Annotated in this window: 19 protein-coding genes; 10 read left to right on the top strand and 9 right to left on the bottom strand. The window is 63.2% G+C overall.

Annotated elements, in window-relative coordinates:
• Window positions 1–150 precede the first annotated feature (150 nt).
• The 3 genes from Q6A47_RS11020 to Q6A47_RS11010 all read left to right on the top strand — a co-directional run bounded on the left by Q6A47_RS11020 (window position 151) and on the right by Q6A47_RS11010 (window position 3,575).
• Window positions 151–1,857: an amidase gene (locus tag Q6A47_RS11020; protein WP_304484321.1), complete on the top strand. Its 1,707-nt coding sequence runs from the start codon at window positions 151–153 to the stop codon at window positions 1,855–1,857.
• A 79-nt stretch (window positions 1,858–1,936) separates the two neighbouring features.
• On the top strand, window positions 1,937–2,641 hold the full coding sequence (locus Q6A47_RS11015) for a helix-turn-helix transcriptional regulator (protein ID WP_295488092.1): 705 nt from the start codon (window positions 1,937–1,939) through the stop codon (window positions 2,639–2,641).
• 13 nt (window positions 2,642–2,654) lie between these two features.
• Window positions 2,655–3,575: a pyridoxal-phosphate dependent enzyme gene (locus tag Q6A47_RS11010; protein ID WP_304484320.1), complete on the top strand. Its 921-nt coding sequence runs from the start codon at window positions 2,655–2,657 to the stop codon at window positions 3,573–3,575.
• 170 nt (window positions 3,576–3,745) lie between these two features.
• Here Q6A47_RS11010 and Q6A47_RS11005 read toward each other — a convergent pair whose 3' ends face one another.
• The gene (locus tag Q6A47_RS11005) at window positions 3,746–3,955 is read right to left on the bottom strand and encodes a hypervirulence associated TUDOR domain-containing protein (protein ID WP_029614859.1); all 210 of its coding nucleotides are present in this window, start codon (window positions 3,953–3,955) and stop codon (window positions 3,746–3,748) included.
• A 214-nt stretch (window positions 3,956–4,169) separates the two neighbouring features.
• On the opposite strand from Q6A47_RS11005, the gene Q6A47_RS11000 reads away from it, so the two are divergent.
• The 4 genes from Q6A47_RS11000 (at window position 4,170) to Q6A47_RS10985 (ending at window position 8,770) form a co-directional block, all read left to right on the top strand.
• On the top strand, window positions 4,170–5,267 hold the full coding sequence (locus Q6A47_RS11000) for a carboxynorspermidine decarboxylase (RefSeq protein ID WP_039583116.1): 1,098 nt from the start codon (window positions 4,170–4,172) through the stop codon (window positions 5,265–5,267).
• A gap of 34 nt (window positions 5,268–5,301) precedes the next feature.
• Complete coding sequence (locus Q6A47_RS10995; protein ID WP_029614857.1) at window positions 5,302–6,546, top strand: saccharopine dehydrogenase family protein; 1,245 nt, start codon at window positions 5,302–5,304, stop codon at window positions 6,544–6,546.
• Between the two features lie 179 nt (window positions 6,547–6,725).
• Window positions 6,726–7,946: a putative DNA modification/repair radical SAM protein gene (locus tag Q6A47_RS10990; RefSeq protein ID WP_304484319.1), complete on the top strand. Its 1,221-nt coding sequence runs from the start codon at window positions 6,726–6,728 to the stop codon at window positions 7,944–7,946.
• Window positions 7,937–8,770, top strand: coding sequence for a TIGR03915 family putative DNA repair protein (locus tag Q6A47_RS10985; protein ID WP_304484318.1), 834 nt, complete (start codon window positions 7,937–7,939; stop codon window positions 8,768–8,770). The genes Q6A47_RS10990 and Q6A47_RS10985 overlap by 10 nt, the downstream gene beginning before the upstream one ends.
• 223 nt (window positions 8,771–8,993) lie before the next feature.
• Here the strand turns inward: Q6A47_RS10985 and Q6A47_RS10980 are convergent, their stop codons facing one another.
• The gene (locus Q6A47_RS10980; RefSeq protein ID WP_304484317.1) at window positions 8,994–10,073 is read right to left on the bottom strand and encodes an ABC transporter substrate-binding protein; all 1,080 of its coding nucleotides are present in this window, start codon (window positions 10,071–10,073) and stop codon (window positions 8,994–8,996) included.
• A 216-nt stretch (window positions 10,074–10,289) separates the two neighbouring features.
• Between Q6A47_RS10980 and Q6A47_RS10975 the strand changes: the two genes are divergently transcribed.
• From Q6A47_RS10975 to Q6A47_RS10965, 3 genes are all read left to right on the top strand, one after another.
• Window positions 10,290–11,942: a nitrite/sulfite reductase gene (locus Q6A47_RS10975; RefSeq protein WP_029614854.1), complete on the top strand. Its 1,653-nt coding sequence runs from the start codon at window positions 10,290–10,292 to the stop codon at window positions 11,940–11,942.
• Complete coding sequence (locus tag Q6A47_RS10970) at window positions 11,926–12,420, top strand: DUF934 domain-containing protein (protein ID WP_029614853.1); 495 nt, start codon at window positions 11,926–11,928, stop codon at window positions 12,418–12,420. Before Q6A47_RS10975 ends, Q6A47_RS10970 begins: the two co-directional genes overlap by 17 nt.
• A 141-nt stretch (window positions 12,421–12,561) precedes the next feature.
• Complete coding sequence (locus Q6A47_RS10965) at window positions 12,562–14,142, top strand: hypothetical protein (RefSeq protein ID WP_304484316.1); 1,581 nt, start codon at window positions 12,562–12,564, stop codon at window positions 14,140–14,142.
• Window positions 14,143–14,229: 87 nt separating this feature from the next.
• Here Q6A47_RS10965 and ureG read toward each other — a convergent pair whose 3' ends face one another.
• Genes ureG through Q6A47_RS10930 form a run of 7 tightly spaced genes read right to left on the bottom strand, consistent with a single transcriptional unit; the run spans window position 14,230 to window position 18,932 of the window.
• Window positions 14,230–14,853, bottom strand: a complete 624-nt coding sequence (gene ureG, locus Q6A47_RS10960; RefSeq protein WP_295481499.1) for an urease accessory protein UreG — start codon at window positions 14,851–14,853, stop codon at window positions 14,230–14,232.
• An 11-nt stretch (window positions 14,854–14,864) separates the two neighbouring features.
• Window positions 14,865–15,539, bottom strand: coding sequence for an urease accessory protein UreF (locus Q6A47_RS10955; protein ID WP_039577072.1), 675 nt, complete (start codon window positions 15,537–15,539; stop codon window positions 14,865–14,867).
• Window positions 15,539–16,084, bottom strand: a complete 546-nt coding sequence (locus tag Q6A47_RS10950) for a HupE/UreJ family protein (protein WP_039577069.1) — start codon at window positions 16,082–16,084, stop codon at window positions 15,539–15,541. The genes Q6A47_RS10955 and Q6A47_RS10950 overlap by 1 nt, the downstream gene beginning before the upstream one ends.
• A gap of 30 nt (window positions 16,085–16,114) precedes the next feature.
• Window positions 16,115–16,582, bottom strand: coding sequence for an urease accessory protein UreE (gene ureE, locus Q6A47_RS10945; RefSeq protein WP_295481494.1), 468 nt, complete (start codon window positions 16,580–16,582; stop codon window positions 16,115–16,117).
• A gap of 10 nt (window positions 16,583–16,592) precedes the next feature.
• Window positions 16,593–18,296: an urease subunit alpha gene (gene ureC / locus Q6A47_RS10940; protein WP_116888001.1), complete on the bottom strand. Its 1,704-nt coding sequence runs from the start codon at window positions 18,294–18,296 to the stop codon at window positions 16,593–16,595.
• Complete coding sequence (locus tag Q6A47_RS10935; protein WP_304484315.1) at window positions 18,293–18,610, bottom strand: urease subunit beta; 318 nt, start codon at window positions 18,608–18,610, stop codon at window positions 18,293–18,295. The genes ureC and Q6A47_RS10935 overlap by 4 nt, the downstream gene beginning before the upstream one ends.
• Window positions 18,611–18,629: 19 nt before the next feature.
• Window positions 18,630–18,932: an urease subunit gamma gene (locus tag Q6A47_RS10930; protein ID WP_029614848.1), complete on the bottom strand. Its 303-nt coding sequence runs from the start codon at window positions 18,930–18,932 to the stop codon at window positions 18,630–18,632.
• Window positions 18,933–18,936 lie beyond the last annotated feature (4 nt).

The raw sequence follows: 18,936 nt of genomic DNA, 5'->3' as shown, positions 1-18,936 counted from the left end.
TTTCCTACAGCGCTCGGTGGTATCGCCATGCCTTCGCTGCACTGCCGTGCCCCGCTGCAAACGGGTTTTTCCCCTGCGCAAACCTGCGTCTGCGCAGGGCTTCTTGTACACTCGCCGGCATGAAATCCACCTGTACAGTTTGGTGACAGCATGATCGAGGTAACCGAGGTTTCCATTGCCGAGCTGCGCGATGCGCTCGAATCGGGTCGCACCACAGCGGTCGAGCTGGTCCAGGCCTACCTGGCCCGGATCGATGCCTATGACGGCGCCGATACGCCGACCGCGCTCAATGCCGTGGTGGTGCGCAATCCCCAGGCCTTCGAGGAAGCGGCGGCCTCCGATGCACGACGCGCTGCGGGGAAAACCCTCGGCCCGCTGGACGGCATTCCCTACACCGCCAAGGACAGCTACCTGGTCAAGGGCCTGACCGCCGCCTCCGGCAGCCCGGCATTCAAACACCTGGTCGCCCAACGCGACGCCTTCACCGTCGAGCGCCTGCGCGCAGCCGGCGCCATTTGCCTGGGCAAGACCAACATGCCGCCCATGGCCAACGGCGGCATGCAGCGAGGCGTGTACGGCCGCGCCGAGAGTCCGTACAACGCGGCCTTCCTCACCGCACCGTTCGCCTCTGGCTCCTCCAATGGCGCCGGCACCGCCACGGCGGCCAGCTACAGCGCGTTCGGCCTGGCCGAGGAGACGTGGTCGAGCGGACGCGGCCCGGCCTCGAACAACGGGCTGTGCGCCTACACCCCCTCGCGCGGGGTGATCTCGGTGCGCGGCAACTGGCCGCTGACGCCGACCATGGACGTGGTAGTGCCATATGCACGGACCATGGCTGACTTGCTGGAGATCCTCGATGTGGTGGTGGCCGACGACGCCGAAACCCGTGGCGACCTGTGGCGCATGCAGCCCTGGGTGCCGATTCCCCCTGCCTCCAGCGTTCGCCCGCAGAGCTATCTGGCACTGGCCACCGGCAGCGCCGCGCTCAAGGGCAAGCGCTTCGCAGTGCCGCGCATGTACATCAATGCCGATGCCGACGCCGGCACCTCGGAGAAGCCCGGGATCGGCGGGCCGACCGGCCAGCGCATCCATACCCGCGCCAGCGTGATCGACCTGTGGCAACAGGCTCGGCAGGCCCTCGAAGCCGCAGGCGCCGAAGTGGTGGAAACCGATTTTCCACTGGTTTCCAATTGCGAAGGCGACCGCCCGGGTGCCCTGACCGTGTACAACCGCGGCATCGTCACACGGGAATTCCTGCATGACGAACTCTGGGAGCTTTCAGGCTGGGCGTTCGACGATTTCCTGCGCGCTAACGGCGACCCTCAGCTCAACCGTCTGGCCGACGTCGACGGACCGCAAATCTTCCCCCACGACCCTGGCACCCTGCCCAACCGCGAAGACGATCTCGCGGCCGGCATGGACGAGTACGTGAACATGGCCAAACGTGGCCTCAAGGCCTGGGATCAGATCGCCAGCGTCCCGGAGGGTCTGCGCGGCCTGGAACAGACCCGCAAGATGGATCTGGAAGCGTGGATGGACCAGCAGGGTGTCGACGCTGTGATCTTTCCCACCGTCGCCGATGTCGGCCCCGCCGACGCCGACGTCAACCCTGCATCGGCGGACATCGCCTGGAGCAATGGTGTGTGGGTCGCCAATGGCAACCTGGCGATCCGTCACCTGGGTGTACCCACTGTCACCGTGCCGATGGGTGTAATGGCCGACATCGGCATGCCAGTGGGCCTGACCTTCGCCGGACGTGCCTATGACGACAACGCGCTGCTGCGCTTCGCTGCGGGGTTCGAAGCGACTGGATCGCGGCGCATGATTCCACCGCGCACACCCGCGCTGAAACGTTAACCCTGGAAACTCACGCACGACTCGCCAAATTCAACCAATTGTGTAAAATTCAACATAATTGTGAATTTGGCGAGCCCCCATGCCACCCCTATCTCTCCAACAAGAGCGCCAGCTCACACTCACCGTGCTCAAAGCTGCCCTGCAAGCCTTGGGCAGCGTCGCGCCGGGCAACTTGGAAATCCTCCTGCACGACCTTGATCGACCGGAGCACTCGGTGATCGCCATCGTCAACGGTCATCTCTCGGGCCGACGTGTAGGCAGTCCGATTCTGGCCGCTCCTGAACAGGACCAAGGCTTCAAGGCACTGATGCAAGCCAGCCGCGATCAACAGGGTTGCGACCCGGTGGTGTTGAACGATTACCCCACCTCACTCAAAGGCCGCAGCCTGCGCAGCGCCACCGCAATCTTTCGCGACAGCGGCGGGCATCCTTTCGCCAGCCTCTGCGTTAACACTGACCTGACCGGCCTCGACGCTGCGATGACTTTCCTTCGCCACTTCCAGCCATTAGGCGCTGGAGGTGTTGAGCAAACGCCTGGGGATGCCGCCGACCTGCCGCAACTGATGGCCGAGATCATCGAAGACGCCCTGCAGCGTAGTGGCCAAGGTCGTCTGAACAAGCAGGCCAAGGTCGAGGCAGTGCGCCTGATGCAGGAACGTGGATTGTTCATCGTCAAAGGCGGCGTGGAAAAAGCCGCCGACGCCTTGGGCGTGACCCGCTACACCATCTACAACTACCTTGAGCAGTTGCGAGGCGATGCCACGCCCACTGCCCGCCAACGCTGAACGCGGAGCGCCCATGACCTTGCACATCGCTACCCCCCTGATCGAATCCCGTCCGCTCTCACTGGCAGCGGGACGCGCCGTGTGGCTCAAGCTCGAAGCCCTGCAGCCGCCCGGCTCGTTCAAGTTGCGCGGCGTGGGACATGCCTGCGAGGTGCACCATGCCCGAGGCGCCCGTCATTTCATTTCGTCGTCGGGCGGCAATGCCGGCCTGGCCGTGGCCTATGCCGGACGCGCGCTCGGTGTGCCGGTGACGGTGGTGGTGCCTGAAACCACCAGCGCCCGAGCCATCGAACTGCTCAAGCTCGAACAGGCCGAAGTGGTGATCACCGGCAGCTCCTGGCAGGAAGCCAACCAGCATGCCCAAGGCTTGCTGCAGCCAAGCGATGCGTTCATCCACCCGTTCGATGACCCACTGCTGTGGACGGGTCATGCCAGCATGATCGACGAAGTCGCCCAGAGCGGCGTGAAGCCCGACGCGGTGGTGCTGTCGGTAGGCGGTGGCGGGCTGCTCAGCGGCGTGGTCGAGGGCTTGCAGCGCAACGGTTGGCACGATGTGCCGGTACTGGCAGTGGAAACCGAGGGGGCCGCGTCGCTGCAGGCGGCTATGGTCGCCGGCGGCCCCGTCGAGCTGACAGCGCTCAGTTCGGTAGCGACCTCTCTGGGGGCCAAACGGGTGGCCGATCAGGCGTTCGCGTGTACACAGCAGCATCCCGTGTTCAGTGAACAGGTCACCGACCGTGCCGCGCTGCAAGCCTGCGAGGATTTCCTGCGCGATCACCGACTGCTGGTCGAGCCAGCCTGCGGTGCAGCGTTGGCGCTGGCCTACGAGCCTGGCAGACTTGACGGCTATGAGCGTGTCTTGATGATCGTCTGCGGCGGGGCCACCGCGACGCTCGAGCAGATTCGGGACTGGCTGAACAAACAACCGTACTGAGCAAGCACCGCCTCCCGGAAACTTGAAAGGGCCGGCATTCACCGAGGCGTGTGTGATAGGCAAAAAAAACCGCGCCGAGGCGCGGTTCAAGGGAGGGATAAGGTAGGCGGGACGGTCACAATGGTCCATTTCGTCCTCGGTGATCTTGCCGCTGTGCGGCTTGGCCCGTTTCAGTTCCTATGCAAGGCCGACTCCTTGTGCATCGCCAGATGCCCGGTCTTGTCGCTCTTGACTTCGTACTGCGGCTCCTCTTTCGAACAATGCCGCTGGCGCCCCATGAACGCCACATCGCGGGTATGCACTTTGACCACCGAGCCGTGGATGATCCCGGCCTCGGAATTCCAATGCACCTTGTCGCCCGCCTTGTATTTGGAACTCATGGGTTTCTCCTTCGCCAACCTGTTCGGTTGATTCAGATGGTCACAATCCTCTGTTCAACTGAGTGGACGTCGACAGAAAAGATTCAATCCAGATGAACGCGCACCCGCACAGGGCATGCACCACGCGAAATCCGTCTCGTGCCCTTTCGATCTACGGCGAGGGCAGGCACAATGCGTGTCCTTTTTTTGGCCGGCCTGGCCGGGGGCCTTTGAAATGATCAAGACGCCGTATTACCTCATCGACAAAACCAAGCTGCTGGGCAACCTGGAGAAGATCGCCTATGTGCGCGAGCACTCCGGCGCCAAGGCCCTGCTCGCCCTCAAGTGCTTCGCCACCTGGTCGGTGTTCGACCTGATGGAACAGTACATGGACGGCACCACCTCCTCTTCGCTCTACGAGCTCAAGCTCGGCCGTCAGAAGTTCGCCGGCGAGACCCACGCCTACAGCGTGGCCTGGGCGGATGATGAAGTGCCGGAGATGCTGGAAAACTGCGACAAGATCATCTTCAACTCCATCGGCCAGCTCGAGCGATTCGCCGAGCAATCCGAAGGCACGACCCGCGGCCTGCGCGTCAATCCGCAGGTGAGCAGTTCCGACTACCTGCTGGCCGACCCGGCACGTCCTTTCAGCCGTCTCGGCGAATGGGACCCGGAAAAGATCGAGAAGGTGATCGGGCAGATCTCCGGTTTCATGTTCCACAACAACTGCGAGAACGGCGATTTCGCCCTGTTCGACAAGATGCTGTCGCACATCGAAGAGCGCTTCGGTCACCTACTGCACAAGGTGCAGTGGGTGAGCCTCGGCGGTGGCATCCACTTTACTGGCGAAGGTTATGCGCTCGAGGCGTTCTGCGCCCGCCTCAAAAGCTTCTCCGAGCAGTACGGTGTGCAGGTGTATCTGGAGCCAGGCGAAGCGGCCATCACCAACAGCGCTTCGCTGGAAGTCACCGTGCTCGACACGCTCTACAACGGCAAGCACTTGGCCGTGGTCGACAGCTCGATCGAAGCGCACATGCTCGACCTGCTGATCTACCGTCTCAATGCCAAGATGGCACCCAATGACGGTGAGCACACCTACATGGTCTGTGGCAAATCGTGCCTGGCCGGCGATATCTTCGGCGAATATCAGTTCGAACGGCCGCTGGCCATCGGTGACCGTCTGTCCTTCGTCGATGCGGCGGGTTACACCATGGTCAAGAAGAATTGGTTCAATGGCCTGAAGATGCCGGCGATCGTCGTCAAGCAGCTCGACGGCAGCATCGAGGTCAAACGCGAGTTCGGGTTCGACGACTACGTTTCCAGCCTGTCGTGACGACAGGCCTTTTCAACAAGGAGCATCGAGTAAATTGAAGAAGAACGTTCTTATCATTGGTGCAGGAGGTGTCGCCAAGGTGGTGGCCCACAAGTGCGCACAGCATAACGACGAACTCGGTCGTATTGCCATTGCGTCACGGAACATCTCCAAATGCCAGGCCATCATCGACAGCGTCAAGGCCAAGGGTAGCCTCAAGGTACCCGCCGACATCCAGGCCTTCTCGCTCAACGCCCTCGATGTCGAGGCGACCAAGGCTTTGATCCGCGAGACCGAATCGCAGATCGTGATCAACGTCGGTTCCGCCTTCCTCAACATGTCGGTGCTGCGTGCCTGCATCGATACGGGTGTCGCTTATCTGGACACCGCGATTCACGAAGAACCGGGCAAGATCTGCGAAACCCCGCCCTGGTATGGCAACTACGAGTGGAAGCACCTCGAGGAATGCCAGCAGAAGAACATTACCGCCATTCTCGGCGTCGGCTTCGACCCGGGTGTGGTGAACAGCTACGCCAAACTGGCCCAGCAGCAATACTTCGACCACATCGAGTCGATCGACATCCTCGACGTCAATGCCGGCTCACACGGCAAGTACTTCGCCACCAACTTCGATCCGGAAATCAACTTCCGCGAGTTCACCGGGCAGGTGTGGAGCTGGCAGAACAGCCAGTGGACCCGCAATACCATGTTCGAGGTCAAGCGCACCGACGACCTGCCAGTGGTCGGTTCGCAGAACCTGTACCTGACCGGGCACGACGAAGTGCATTCGATCTCGAAGAACCTGGACGTGCCGAACGTGCGCTTCTGGATGAGCTTCGGCGAGCACTACATCAATGTGTTTACCGTTTTGAAGAACCTCGGCCTGCTCTCCGAGCAGCCGGTCAAGACCGCCGAGGGTCTCGAAGTGGTACCGCTGAAAGTGGTGAAGGCGGTTCTGCCCGATCCGGCCTCCCTGGCCCCGGGCTATACCGGCAAGACCTGCATTGGCGACCTGGTCAAGGGCACCAAAGATGGCCAGCCGCGCGAAGTGTTCATCTACAACGTCGCCGACCATGAAGAAGCCTATGCCGAAACCGACAGCCAAGGCATTTCCTACACCGCCGGTGTGCCGCCTGTAGCCGCTGCATTGCTGGTGGCGCGTGGCGAATGGGATGCCAAGCGCATGGTCAACGTCGAAGAGTTGCCGGCAGAGCCGTTCCTCAAGGCGCTGGACGTGATGGGTCTGCCGACCCGGGTCAAGGACGAACACGGCGACCGCGCGTGGGACGCTGAAGTCTAAGCAATAGGCGCTCCAACACCACGCCAGCAGACGGCCCGTTCCGAACGAGGACTTTGCTCCTCGTCCTCGGGCGGGCCGTCTTGCTACAGGGCATCCATTCGCCCGCTGATCGGAAAGGCTCTTGCAAGCCAGCCATTCTCTCAATACTGTATGAAAAACCAGTATATCGAGAAGCCTGCATGCAACTCATTGCCAAGCTCGGCATTCTTGCCGACGCCGCCAAGTACGATGCGTCCTGCGCCAGCAGCGGCGCGCCCAAGCGCAGTTCTCGCGGGCAAGAGGGCCTGGGCGCAACCAATGGCATGGGCATCTGCCACAGCTACACGCCTGACGGTCGATGCGTGTCGTTACTCAAGATACTGCTCACCAACTTTTGCTTGTACGACTGCCAGTACTGCGTGAACCGCCGCTCCAGCAATGTACCCAGGGCGCGTTTCAGCCCCGAGGAGGTGGTGCTTCTAACGCTGGATTTCTACCGCCGCAATTGCATCAGTGGGCTGTTCCTGAGCTCGGGCATCATCCGCTCGGCCGATTACACCATGGAGCAGTTGAACCGCGTCGCACGCCTGCTGCGCGAAGAACATGGTTTCCGCGGCTACATCCACCTCAAGACCATTCCCGATGCCGATCCGATGTTGATCGAGGAAGCCGGACGTCTGGCCGATCGCTTGAGCGTGAACGTCGAATTGCCCACCGACGCCAGCCTCAAACGCCTGGCGCCGGAGAAGCAGGCACACACGATTCGCCAGGCCATGGGCATCATTCATCAGGGCCAGCAGGCGGTGGCCGGCGAGCCGCGAGCACCGCGCTTCACCCCGGCCGGTCAAAGTACTCAGGTGATCGTGGGTGCCGATGCCACCGACGACAGTACGCTGCTGCGCAATGCCGAATCGCTCTACCAGGGCTATGGCCTCAAGCGCGTCTACTATTCCGCCTTCAGCCCCATTCCTGACAGCCCCAACAGCGTGCCATTGGCCGCCCCACCGCTGCTGCGTGAGCACCGCTTGTACCAGGCCGATTTCCTCATGCGCGGCTATGGCTACACAGCCGGCGAACTCCTCGGCCAGACCGGCAACCTGGCGCTGGACGTCGACCCCAAGCTGGCCTGGGCCCTGGCCAATCGCGACGTCTTCCCGCTGGATCTGAACCGTGCCGAACCCGCCCTGCTCGCCCGCATTCCCGGCATTGGCCTGCGCAGCGTTCAGCGCTTGGTGGCGCTGCGACGCGAGCGGCGCATTCGCTACGATGACCTGATTCAATTGCGCTGTGTGCTGGACAAGGCGCGCCCGTTCATCGTCACCACCGATTACCGACCTGCCCAAAGCGAATTGCGCAGCGGTTTGCTGCGAGAGCGCTTGCGCGAACCGCAAGCGCCCGTGCAGATGGGCTTGTGGGCATGATCGCGCTGGACTGCGACGACCTGTTCAGCACCTGGCGCTCACAGGCGCGTACGCTACTGGGGCACGGCATCGACCCGAGCGAGGTCACCTGGGGTCAAGGCCCAATCGACGATCTGCTCGCACTGCCGACTCCGCTACCCGAAGGACCAGGCCCGTTCAGAGCGCGCATACCGGCTACGCTGTTGGAGCAGCTTGAACAGGCCGCACGTTACCGGGGTGATCAGCGCTGGAACATGCTGTACGAGGTGCTGTGGCGCGTCGCCCATGGCGACCGCACGGCCATGCTGGCCGGCGACCGGCTTGGCAGCGAGTTGCACAGGCGAATCAAACAGGTCAGTCGTGAAGCGCACCATCTGCACGCGTTTCTTCGCTTCGTCCCATTGCCAGAGCCGATTGCCAGCCATTTGCAATTGGATCTGGTGGCCTTTCACGAGCCCGCACACGACATTCTCGAAAGCGCCAGCAGTCACTTCGTCGACCGCCTCGGACGCCAGCGCTGGCTAATCGCGACGCCAGAAGATGGCATCCGTTTCGACGGGGCGCAATTGGACTACCGCCGACGCTGTCCGCCCGAATGGATCGAGTGGGCCAGGCACGCCGAAGACCCCGGCGCGGAACTCTGGCGCACTTACTACCGCTCCACATTCAATCCTGCTCGGCTCAATCCCGACGCGTTACGCCTGCACATGCCTGGCAGGTTCTGGCGGCACTTGCCTGAGGGCATGCTCATTCCGCAACTTGAAGGGCTCGCTCGCCAAGGGAAGCAACGCGACGGGCAGGCACTGGAAGTCGGCCAGCAACGGGGTAAACGGGTGGGGCGCTAAGCCCGGCGTGAACCGGCAGCTTTGCTTCAGGGATGTCCGAGCCAGTAGACAGCGGTCACCACCACCAGCACGATCAGACACAGGATCGCCCAGGTGTCGACGCTGACGGCGGGTTTGCGCAGCTTGGTAGGATTAGCCATTGCATTGCCTCTTGGAGTGATTATCGGAATGCACGTCACCCAGCAGTAAAGCCCAGCAATGCCCTTTGCTCAAGCAAGGTCTTTCAGTAATCGACGGGCGACGTCAAAAATGGGTAGCGGTAATCACTGGCCTTGCCCTGCGCGCTGTAGCGACGGAAATCGATGCCGTAGTCTGCCCGCTCTTGCAATGCCAACCAGCGCCGCGCCTTTGCCGGGTCGATCGGCTGCAATACCGGCAGGGTGCGCACCGTGTGACCGTCACGATCAAGCGGCAGGCCCAAGGCATCATCGTGCAGCATCACCATCGCCCAGCCGCCCAGGCTGAAATGCCCTCCGACCAGTGCGCTGAGTCGCCCATCGATTCGCGCCCGCAGCGCTTCGGGGGAACTGTTGATCGCGCTGAACAGCACATCGCGGCCCGGCACCCTGCCCGCCGCTTCGAACGCCTGCATGGCCCCAAAGGCCATCTCGTCGTTTGCCGACCACACCAGACGCACCTTCGGATAGCGTTGCACCAGAATCTGCGCCTGCTCGAAAGCCCGCTGGCGGCTCCAGCCTCCGGAAACCACCTGACGCAAACGGACTTGGGGAAAATCAGCGAGCGCCCGGCGCATGCCCTGCTCACGCAATTGCGAGGCGGGCGTGGTGCTGATGCCCGAGAAAGCCAACAGCTCAATGGGGCCGCTCGACGCCGGAAGACTGGCGACCAGATCGCGCAGCATCTGGTAACCGGCCTGCTCGTCGTTGGTGATCAGCGCGCCCAGCAAAGGTGCATAGCTACCAGGCTGCGCCTTCACCGCATCGGCCTGGCTGCGCGTCAGGCCGTTGTTGACCAGCACCAACTTGATCCCGCTACCACGGGCCAGGCGCATCACCTCCGGCGCTGCATATTGTTCGTTGACCAGCATCAGATAGTCGGGTTTGTGTGGGCTGCGCAGCAACGCACGGACCTGAGCCAGTTGCCGTTCGGCCTGGCGCTCACCGTATTGCACCTGCAACTGCATGCCCAGATTGTCCGCAGCCGCCTGCATGAATCGCGTATAGCTGACCCAGAATGTTTCATCTGAAAGGCCCGGGTTGAGAAACACTACCGAGGCCGCCTGCGCGTTGGCCATCAACGCCAACCCGAGACAAAGGCCGTGACACAGTGCTCTGAAGAGCATTAGGAAAATCCCTACAGCACAAAGGGAAACAGTATACGGGCCTAGCGAGAGCGTTAGAGCAAATAGCAGACAATCTCACTTAGTCCAAATGGTTCTTTTCATATGCAAAAACATCACTTTTGCGCATAAATGCACTCTGCTATCGTTCCCCCGCTCCGATCCGGAGTGCGCGGCCGTGCGCGCGATTAGCTGCATGCAGCCTGAGACAGGACTTTTATGTACGTATACGACGAGTACGATCAGCGGATCATCGAGGACCGCGTCAAGCAGTTCCGTGATCAGACCCGCCGCTATCTGGCCGGTGAGCTGAGCGAAGAAGAATTCCGCCCTCTGCGCCTGCAGAACGGCCTCTACATCCAGCGTTTCGCCCCGATGCTGCGCGTCGCCGTGCCCTACGGTCAGTTGAATGCGCGCCAGGTCCGCATGCTGGCCAAGATCGCCCGCGACTACGACAAGGGCTACGCACACATCAGCACCCGGCAGAACGTGCAGTACAACTGGCCGGCGCTCGAAGACGTTCCCGAGATCCTGGCCGAGCTGGCCACGGTGCAGATGCACGCGATCCAGACCAGCGGCAACTGCCTGCGCAACGTCACCACCGACCAGTTCGCCGGCGTCGCGGCGGATGAACTGATCGACCCGCGCCCATGGTGCGAAATCGTACGTCAGTGGACCACCTTCCACCCCGAATTCGCCTACTTGCCGCGAAAGTTCAAGATCGCCGTCAACGGCTCGAAGGACGACCGCGCCGCCATCGAAGTGCACGATATCGGCCTGGAGCCGGTGTATAACGCGGCCGGAGAGCTGGGCTTCCGAGTCTTGGTCGGCGGTGGCCTGGGCCGTACCCCGGTGATCGGTGCGTTCATCAACGAGTTCCTGCCCTGGCAGGACCTGCTCAGCTACCTCGATGCGATCCTGCGCGTATACAACCGTTACGGCCGACGTGACAACAAATACAAGGCGCGCATCAAGATCCTGGTCAAGGCGCTCACCCCTGAGGTCTTCGCCGAAAAGGTCGAGGCCGAGATGGCCCATCTGCGCGGCGGCAGCACCACGCTGACCGAGGCGGAGCTGCAGCGCGTGGCCAAGCATTTCGTCGACCCGCAGTATCTGGCGCTCGACAACGTCGACTTCACTGCCCTGGAGCAGGAAAACCCAGGTTTCGCCCGCTGGCGCTCGCGCAACACCCGTGCCCACAAGAAGCCCGGCTATGTCGCCGTTACCCTGTCGCTCAAGCCCACCGGCGTGGCGCCGGGCGACCTGACCGACAAGCAGCTCGATGCCGTCGCCGATTTGGCTGATCGCTACAGCTTTGGCCACCTGCGCACCTCGCACGAACAGAACATCATTCTTGCCGACGTCGAGCAGCGCCAGTTGCACGCGCTGTGGCTGGAACTGCGCGAAAGCGGTTTCGCCACGCCGAACATCGGCCTGCTGACCGACATCATCTGCTGCCCGGGCGGTGACTTCTGCTCCCTGGCCAATGCCAAGTCGATCCCGATCGCCGAATCCATCCAGCGCCGTTTCGACGACCTGGACTATCTGTTCGACATCGGCGAGCTCGACCTCAACATTTCCGGCTGCATGAACGCCTGCGGCCACCACCATGTGGGCCACATTGGCATCCTCGGCGTGGACAAGAAAGGCGAAGAGTTCTACCAGGTCTCGCTCGGCGGCAACGCTGCGCGCGATGCGAGCCTGGGCAAGATCCTCGGCCCGTCCTTCGCCCAGGACGACATGGCCGATGTGATCGAGAAACTGATCAACGTCTACGTCGAACGACGCAACGAAGACGAACGCTTCATCGACACCTATCAGCGTATCGGCATCGACCCATTCAAGGAACGCGTCTATGCAGCGAATCATTAAGCACAACGAAATCGTCGACGAGACCTGGCACCTGCTGCCCAAGGACGCCTCTTTCGATGAGCTGAGCAACTGCGACGACTACATCGTACCGCTGCAGATGTGGCGCGATCATGGCCACGCGCTGCTCGCGCGTGACGGCGGACTGGGCGTATGGCTGGACAGCGACGAGGAAGCCGAGGAAATCGGCGAGCAGGTGCAGCACTTCCAGGTCATCGCGCTGAATTTCCCGGCCTTCACCGACGGACGCAGCTATTCCAACGCCCGTCTGCTGCGTGATCGCTATCAGTACAAGGGCGAATTGCGTGCCATCGGCGATGTACTGCGCGACCAGCTGTTCTACATGGCGCGCTGCGGCTTCGATGCCTTCGCTATCCGTGCCGACAAGGATCCGCAGGATGCACTGCAAAGCCTGAAAGACTTCTCGGTGACCTACCAAGGCGCCACCGACGAGCCACTGCCCCTGTTCCGCCGCCGCTGATCGTCGCCGCTGATCCGTTACACCAAGGTAGAGCCGCTCCCTCTCGGAGCGGCTTTCACCGCCCCAACGCTCCGCCATTTTCCTCATGCATTTCATTGCCCGGCCGATACCCCGATATCCACTCGAATCGGCAGGACGCTCATGACTTCGATCACCGCCGTGCAAACCCTCGCCGCGAGGGTCGCCCTCGCGCAACCGCCCACAGCACTGACCAGCGCCGCAGATACCCTGACCGCCGCCGCCAATGTGCCGAGCAGCTCCGTCTCCCTGGGGCAGCCCACCATCGCCAGCGAGCCGCAAACCTACACTCGCCAAGGGCTGCTGCCCGGGCAGACGCGCTATGTCTGGGAGAACGACAGCCAGGACAAGCTGGCTACCTCGCTGCTCACAGCGTTCAAGACGTCCAGTACCGCCGGACGTTTCAACGGCATCGGCGCGGCGTTGATCGAGCAGTTGGTACGCAACGGCGGCAGCGGCATTTCGCAATCGGTTTTCGCCGTTAGCGACGACTCGCCCATCAACCCTGCAGTGCTGAAGTTGCAGCAGACACGCTTGCGCGAGAACCCCGACAATGGCGTCAGCTTCAGCCTGACCACGGCCTCTGGCGCGACCATCAGGCTGTCGCTGGCCAGCGGCGAGAAAGGCCTGGCGGTCAGCGCCGAGGTGGATGGCGGCGAGTTGAGCGACGACGAACTGCGCGGTTTGGGCAAACTCGCCGACAGCTTCCAGTCGACCATCGATGGCTTGAACGCACAGCCCCCGCAGTTGAAATTGGGCGCACTGGCCAAGCTCGACACCACCCTGTTCTCGTCGCTGCAGATGAACGCCAAACTGCAGACGCCCACCGGCGAACAGCGTTTCACCCTCGACCTCAACGAGCGCACGCGCAAGCTCAGCCTGGAAGGCCCCACGGGGGAAGTTCGCCTGAGCCTCGACACCCATGACGGCGAGCTGCTGGGCAGCGCAGATCAACGCAAGGCCGCGATCGCCAACTACCTGACCCAGTTCGATGCCGCCCAGCATCGCGGCCGTGCCGACGAGAATCTGATGGGCCTATTCAAGGACGCCTTCAGCCAGCTCAACAGCCTGGACGACACCCGCCCGACCGCTGTGCAGAAACCGTTCTCCATGACCGACAAGGACCGCGCCCTGCTCAGTGGCCTGGCCGATTTCAGCGCCTCGATCAGCGAAACTGCACAACGTAGCAACCCGATGCGCCAGGACGAAACGGACAGTTTCACCTTCAGTGCGTCGCAGCAGACCGATATTCAACGCCAGGGCCTGCAGGACTATTCGGTGCAGCAGCGCCAGCAAAGCAAGCTCGATGCCTCGTTCCACCAGGGTGCCAATCCGCTCATGGCGCTGTCGCTGGGCAGCGACCGCGAATCGCAGAACTACAGCTACCATGTGATCGACGACCAGGCCAGCAGCACCACGCGCCTGGGCTTCGACAAGGGCAAGCTGGTCGAAGCCAGTGCTACCCAGCAGGCCAGCCAGAAGGAGCGCATCCTCACCTACGTCAACGGCGACCTGAAGAGCGACGTGACCACACCCAAGGCCGTGACCCAGTCGCGCAACCTGCAAAGCCTGCTCAAGGACGCGTTCGAGCAAGAGCGCATCGCTCAGCGCGACCGCGGCGACTCGGTGCTCGAAGGGCTGTTGCAGGGCCAGCGCAGCCAGTGGTGGCTGCAGACGGATCCGGCGAAGATCGCGGCGGGATGAGCGACACCGTGCGGCGCCTGCCCTGCGGCCACAGCCGCGATGCAGGCGCCGCGATTGCACGCACCGCCTACGCCCAGACGACCCACACTACCCCCTGACCCCGAGCATGCCGCGATCAACGATGAAATCGATGATCGCCTGCAAGCCTTCGCCTTTCTTCAGGTTGCTGAACGTCCACGGCCGCGCTGGGCGCATGCGGTTGGTATCGCGCTCCATCACCTCCAGCGACGCACCCACGTAAGGCGCCAAGTCCGTCTTGTTGATGACCAGGAAGTCCGACTTGGTGATCCCCGGTCCACCCTTGCGTGGAATCTTCTCGCCTTCGGCCACATCGATCACATAGATCGTCAGGTCGGCCAACTCGGGGCTGAAGGTGGCGCTGAGGTTGTCGCCACCGCTCTCGACGAAGATCACTTCCAGGTTGCCGAACTTGCGCGCCAGCGCTTCTACCGCCGCCAGGTTCATCGAGGCGTCCTCACGGATTGCGGTATGCGGGCAGCCGCCGGTTTCCACACCGACGATACGCTCGGGCTCCAGCGCGCCGGCTTCGGTCAGGATGCGCTGGTCTTCCTTGGTGTAGATATCGTTGGTGACCACGGCGATGTGGTAGTGATCGCGCATGGCTTTGCACAGCGCTTCGAGCAGCGCGGTCTTGCCTGAGCCTACCGGGCCGCCGACACCGACGCGCAGGGGTTGCTGATAGCTTTGCATGCAGGTAGTCCTCAAGAACGGAACAATCGGGTGTATTGGGTTTCGTGACGCGAAGAAGCAATGGCCAGCAACGGCAGTCCGCCGCCGAGCTGGTGGTCTTCGAGTATCAGCGCCTGATCGAGCACAGTGGGCAACTCGGCGCTCAGATCGCGTAGCAGGGTCTGGGCCGCCTGCTGGCCGAACGGCACCAGCTTGACTCCGGCCATCACCGCACCTTCCAGCCAGGCGAAGCCGTGGCCCAGGGCCAAGTCGCGCAAGGGAATGGCCCAGTGCGCGCCCAGCCAGGCCATGCCGCCGAGCTGCGACAGCTCGAGACTGTCGCGCCAGGCCGGGGCCTGAGCGAGTTGCCAGCCGTCGAGCAGACGCGCAAACGCGCTGCCGCGCTGGCGCTCCTCCAGGCGCAGCTCGGCCGTCTCGCGGTTGGCCAGGAGGAAGCGGGTCCAATGGCCGAAGGCGTCGGCATCATCGTCTTGGCAGGCCTGATACAAGCGCGCCAACAGCGGCCAGTCCAGCCCGCCGAGGGTGTCGTGCAGTTGCTCGCGCTGCCAGGTGCAGAAGCCCGCGGTATCACGCACCCAGCCTGCTTCCACGGCCCACTCGAGGCCCTGCGAATAGGTGAAGCCACCCACTGGCAGGCCGGGGCTGGCCAGTTGCAGCAGGCGCAGCAGCGCCAGGTCGGCGCTCATCAGCCGACCAGCACGAAGGCAGCGCCCGCCAGCAGGCCGCCGCCGAACAACTGCTGCAACTTACTATGGCGACGCAGCAGGCAACCGACGCCGAAGCCGGCCACCAACAGCAACGCGCTGACGCTGACGAAACCTGCGCTGAACACCCAGAATGCGCTCGGGGTGGCCTCGACACCGTGGGCCCAGCCGTGGAACAGGGCGAACACCGGCATGACCAAGGCCAGCAGCATTTGCCGGCTGGGCAGCAGCAGTGCGCCGGCAGCCACGACCAGCGACAGGGTGATCAGGGTTTCGACACCGACCAGGTCACCGAACAGATGACCCAGCACAGCGCCGCCGAACATCGCCGACAGCGTGGCCAGAGGCAGCGACAGGGTACGGCCCGTCAGCGCGGCCAGTACGCCGGTCCCCAGCAACATCAGCAGATGGTCCAGGCCGGTCAAGGGGTGCAGCAGGCCATCCTGCAACGGGTTGCTGTCGTGACCGGGATGAGCGAAGGCTGGCAGGGCAATCATCAGCAACGCGAGGGCTAGGGCTTTTTTCATCGTGTGCTCCAAGGCAGTTCTTCAATAGATTTACAGGCGGACGAAGGGGTGATTGTGGTTGTGTCCGTGCGCAGCGCTCTGATAGGCGCCCGCCTCCGGCTCGAACGGCGCCTGCTCCTGCAGCACATCGAGGCCCAGGCCGCTGACCATTTCGTCCAGCACATGGTCGTGCTGGTAGCGCAGCAGGCCAGGCTCGATCTGCAGCGGTACGTGACGGTTGCCCAGGTGATAGGCGGCACGGGCCAGCAGCAGCGGATCGGCGCAGCGCACCGTCGACACCTGCTCGGGCGCCGCCAGCACGCGCACTGCGTGCAGGCCATCGGCATCGGCGAGCAGTTCACCGCCGCGCAGCAAATGCCCGCGCGCCAGCATCAGGCCGGCCTCACGGCCATCATCGAGGGTCACGCGCAGGCGGCTCTTGATCCGGCTGTCCACGTCCAAGGTAACGGTGCCGGTCACCGAGGCGGCCTCGGCGATGCGGCGAGTCAGGACAATCATGCTTGCTCCTTCAAAACAGAAAATAGCGCTGGGCCAGCGGCAGTTCGCTGGCCGGCTCACAGACCAGCAGTTCGCCATCGGCACGCACCTGGTAGGTCTGGGCATCGACTTCGATCACCGGTTGCAGGCCGTTATGCACCATGTCCGCCTTGCGCACCCGACGACAGCCTCGGGTCACGCCGATGAGGCTGCGCAGCCCCAGCTCGTCGGGCAGCCCGCGATCCAGGGCGGCCTGGGGCAGAAAGGTCATGCGCGTGGCGTGGCGCGCATCGCCGAAACTGCCGAACATCGGCCGGTAATGCACCGGTTGCGGCGTGGGGATCGAGCCGTTAACGTCGCCCATGGGGGCGGTGACGATCATCCCACCCTTGATCACCAGCGCCGGCTTGACGGCGAAGAAGGCGGGCGACCAGAGCACCAGGTCGGCCAGCTTGCCCACTTCCACCGAGCCCACTTCGTGGGCGATGCCATGGCTGAGCGCCGGATTGAGGGTGTACTTGGCGATGTAGCGCTTCACCCGGAAGTTGTCGCTGTAGTCGCCATCGGGTGCCAGCGGGCCGCGACGCAGCTTCATCTGGTGCGCCACCTGCCAGGTACGCAGCACCACCTCGCCCACCCGGCCCATGGCCTGGGAGTCGGAGGAGGTCATGGAAAACGCCCCCATGTCGTGAAGGATGTCTTCGGCGGCGATGGTTTCGCGGCGGATGCGCGACTCGGCGAAGGCCACGTCTTCGGCGATGCTCGGGTCCAGGTGATGGCAGACCATGAGCATGTCCAGGTGCTCATCGACGGTGTTGCGGGTGTAGGGCAGTGTCGGATTGGTCGAGGATGGCAGCACGTTGGCCTGGCCGGCTGCGCGGATGATGTCCGGTGCATGCCCGCCACCAGCACCCTCGGTGTGGAAGGTGTGGATGGTGCGGTCGCCGATGGCCGCCAGGGTGTCCTCGATACAGCCGGACTCGTTGAGGGTATCACTGTGAATGGCCACCTGAATGTCCATTTCCTCGGCCACGCCCATGCAGCAATCGATGGCCGCCGGCGTAGAACCCCAGTCCTCGTGCAGCTTCATGCCCATGGCTCCGGCGGCAACCTGCTCGCGCAGGGGCTCGGGTCTGGAGACATTGCCCTTGCCCAGCAAGCCGATGTTGATCGGCAGACAGTCCGCGGCCTGGAGCATGCGTGCCAAGTACCAGGGGCCCGGGGTGCAGGTGGTGGCGTTGGTGCCGGTAGCAGGTCCGGTTCCGCCGCCAATGAAGGTGGTGACGCCGCTGGCCAGCGCTTCATCAACCTGCTGCGGACAGATGAAGTGAATGTGGCTGTCGATGCCGCCGGCGGTGACGATCTTGCCTTCGGCGGCGATCACCTCGGTGCAGGCGCCGATCGGGATGGTGACCCCAGGTTGCACATCGGGGTTGCCAGCCTTGCCGATGGCCACGATGCGCCCGCCACGTACGCCGATGTCGGCTTTGACGATCCCCCAGTGGTCGATGATCAGCGCGTTGGTCAGCACCAGATCGACCGCGTCGGCAGCGACCATCTGCCCTTGACCCATGCCGTCGCGAATCACCTTGCCACCGCCGAACTTGACCTCTTCGCCATACAGCGTGAAGTCCTTTTCCACCTCGACCCACAGCGCCGTATCGGCCAGGCGTACGCGGTCGCCCACGGTGGGGCCGAACATGTCGGCGTAAGCCCGCCGAGAAATGCGGCTCATGGCCTGCCCTCCAGCGTGCCCATCACCTGGCCTTGGAAACCATAGACTTCGCGCTTGCCGGCGTAGCTCACCAGCTGCACGGTGCGCGATTGACCAGGCTCGAAGCGCACGGCTGTGCCGGCGGGAATGTCCAGGCGAAACCCGCGCGTCGGTGCGCGTTCGAAGACCAGCGCCTGGTTGACCTCGAAGAAGTGATAGTGCGAGCCGACCTGGACAGGGCGGTCGCCGTGGTTGGCCACACTGACGCTGACCCGCTCGCGGCCGACGTTGAGTTCGATGTCGCCCGCGGCGACCTGGATTTCTCCGGGAATCATGCTTGCCTCCTGGGCAGGTTCAGACGATCGGCTCGTGCACGGTCACCAGCTTGGTGCCGTCAGGAAAGGTCGCTTCGACCTGGATGTCATGGATCATCTCCGGCACGCCGTCCATGACCTGATCGCGCCTCAACACCTCGCGTCCCAGACTCATCAGTTCCGCGACAGTACGGCCATCGCGGGCGCCTTCCATCACCGCAGCACTTATCAGCGCCACCGCTTCGGGGTAGTTGAGCTGCAGTCCACGGGCCAGGCGACGCTCGGCCACCAGCGCGGCGGTGAACAGCAGCAGTTTGTCTTTCTCTCGGGGGGTCAGCTCCATGGCG

The sequence above is a fragment of the Pseudomonas boreofloridensis genome, from assembly GCF_030580795.1.
GTDB lineage: Bacteria > Pseudomonadota > Gammaproteobacteria > Pseudomonadales > Pseudomonadaceae > Aquipseudomonas > Aquipseudomonas boreofloridensis.
This window is presented reverse-complemented; position numbering and strand designations above follow the sequence as displayed.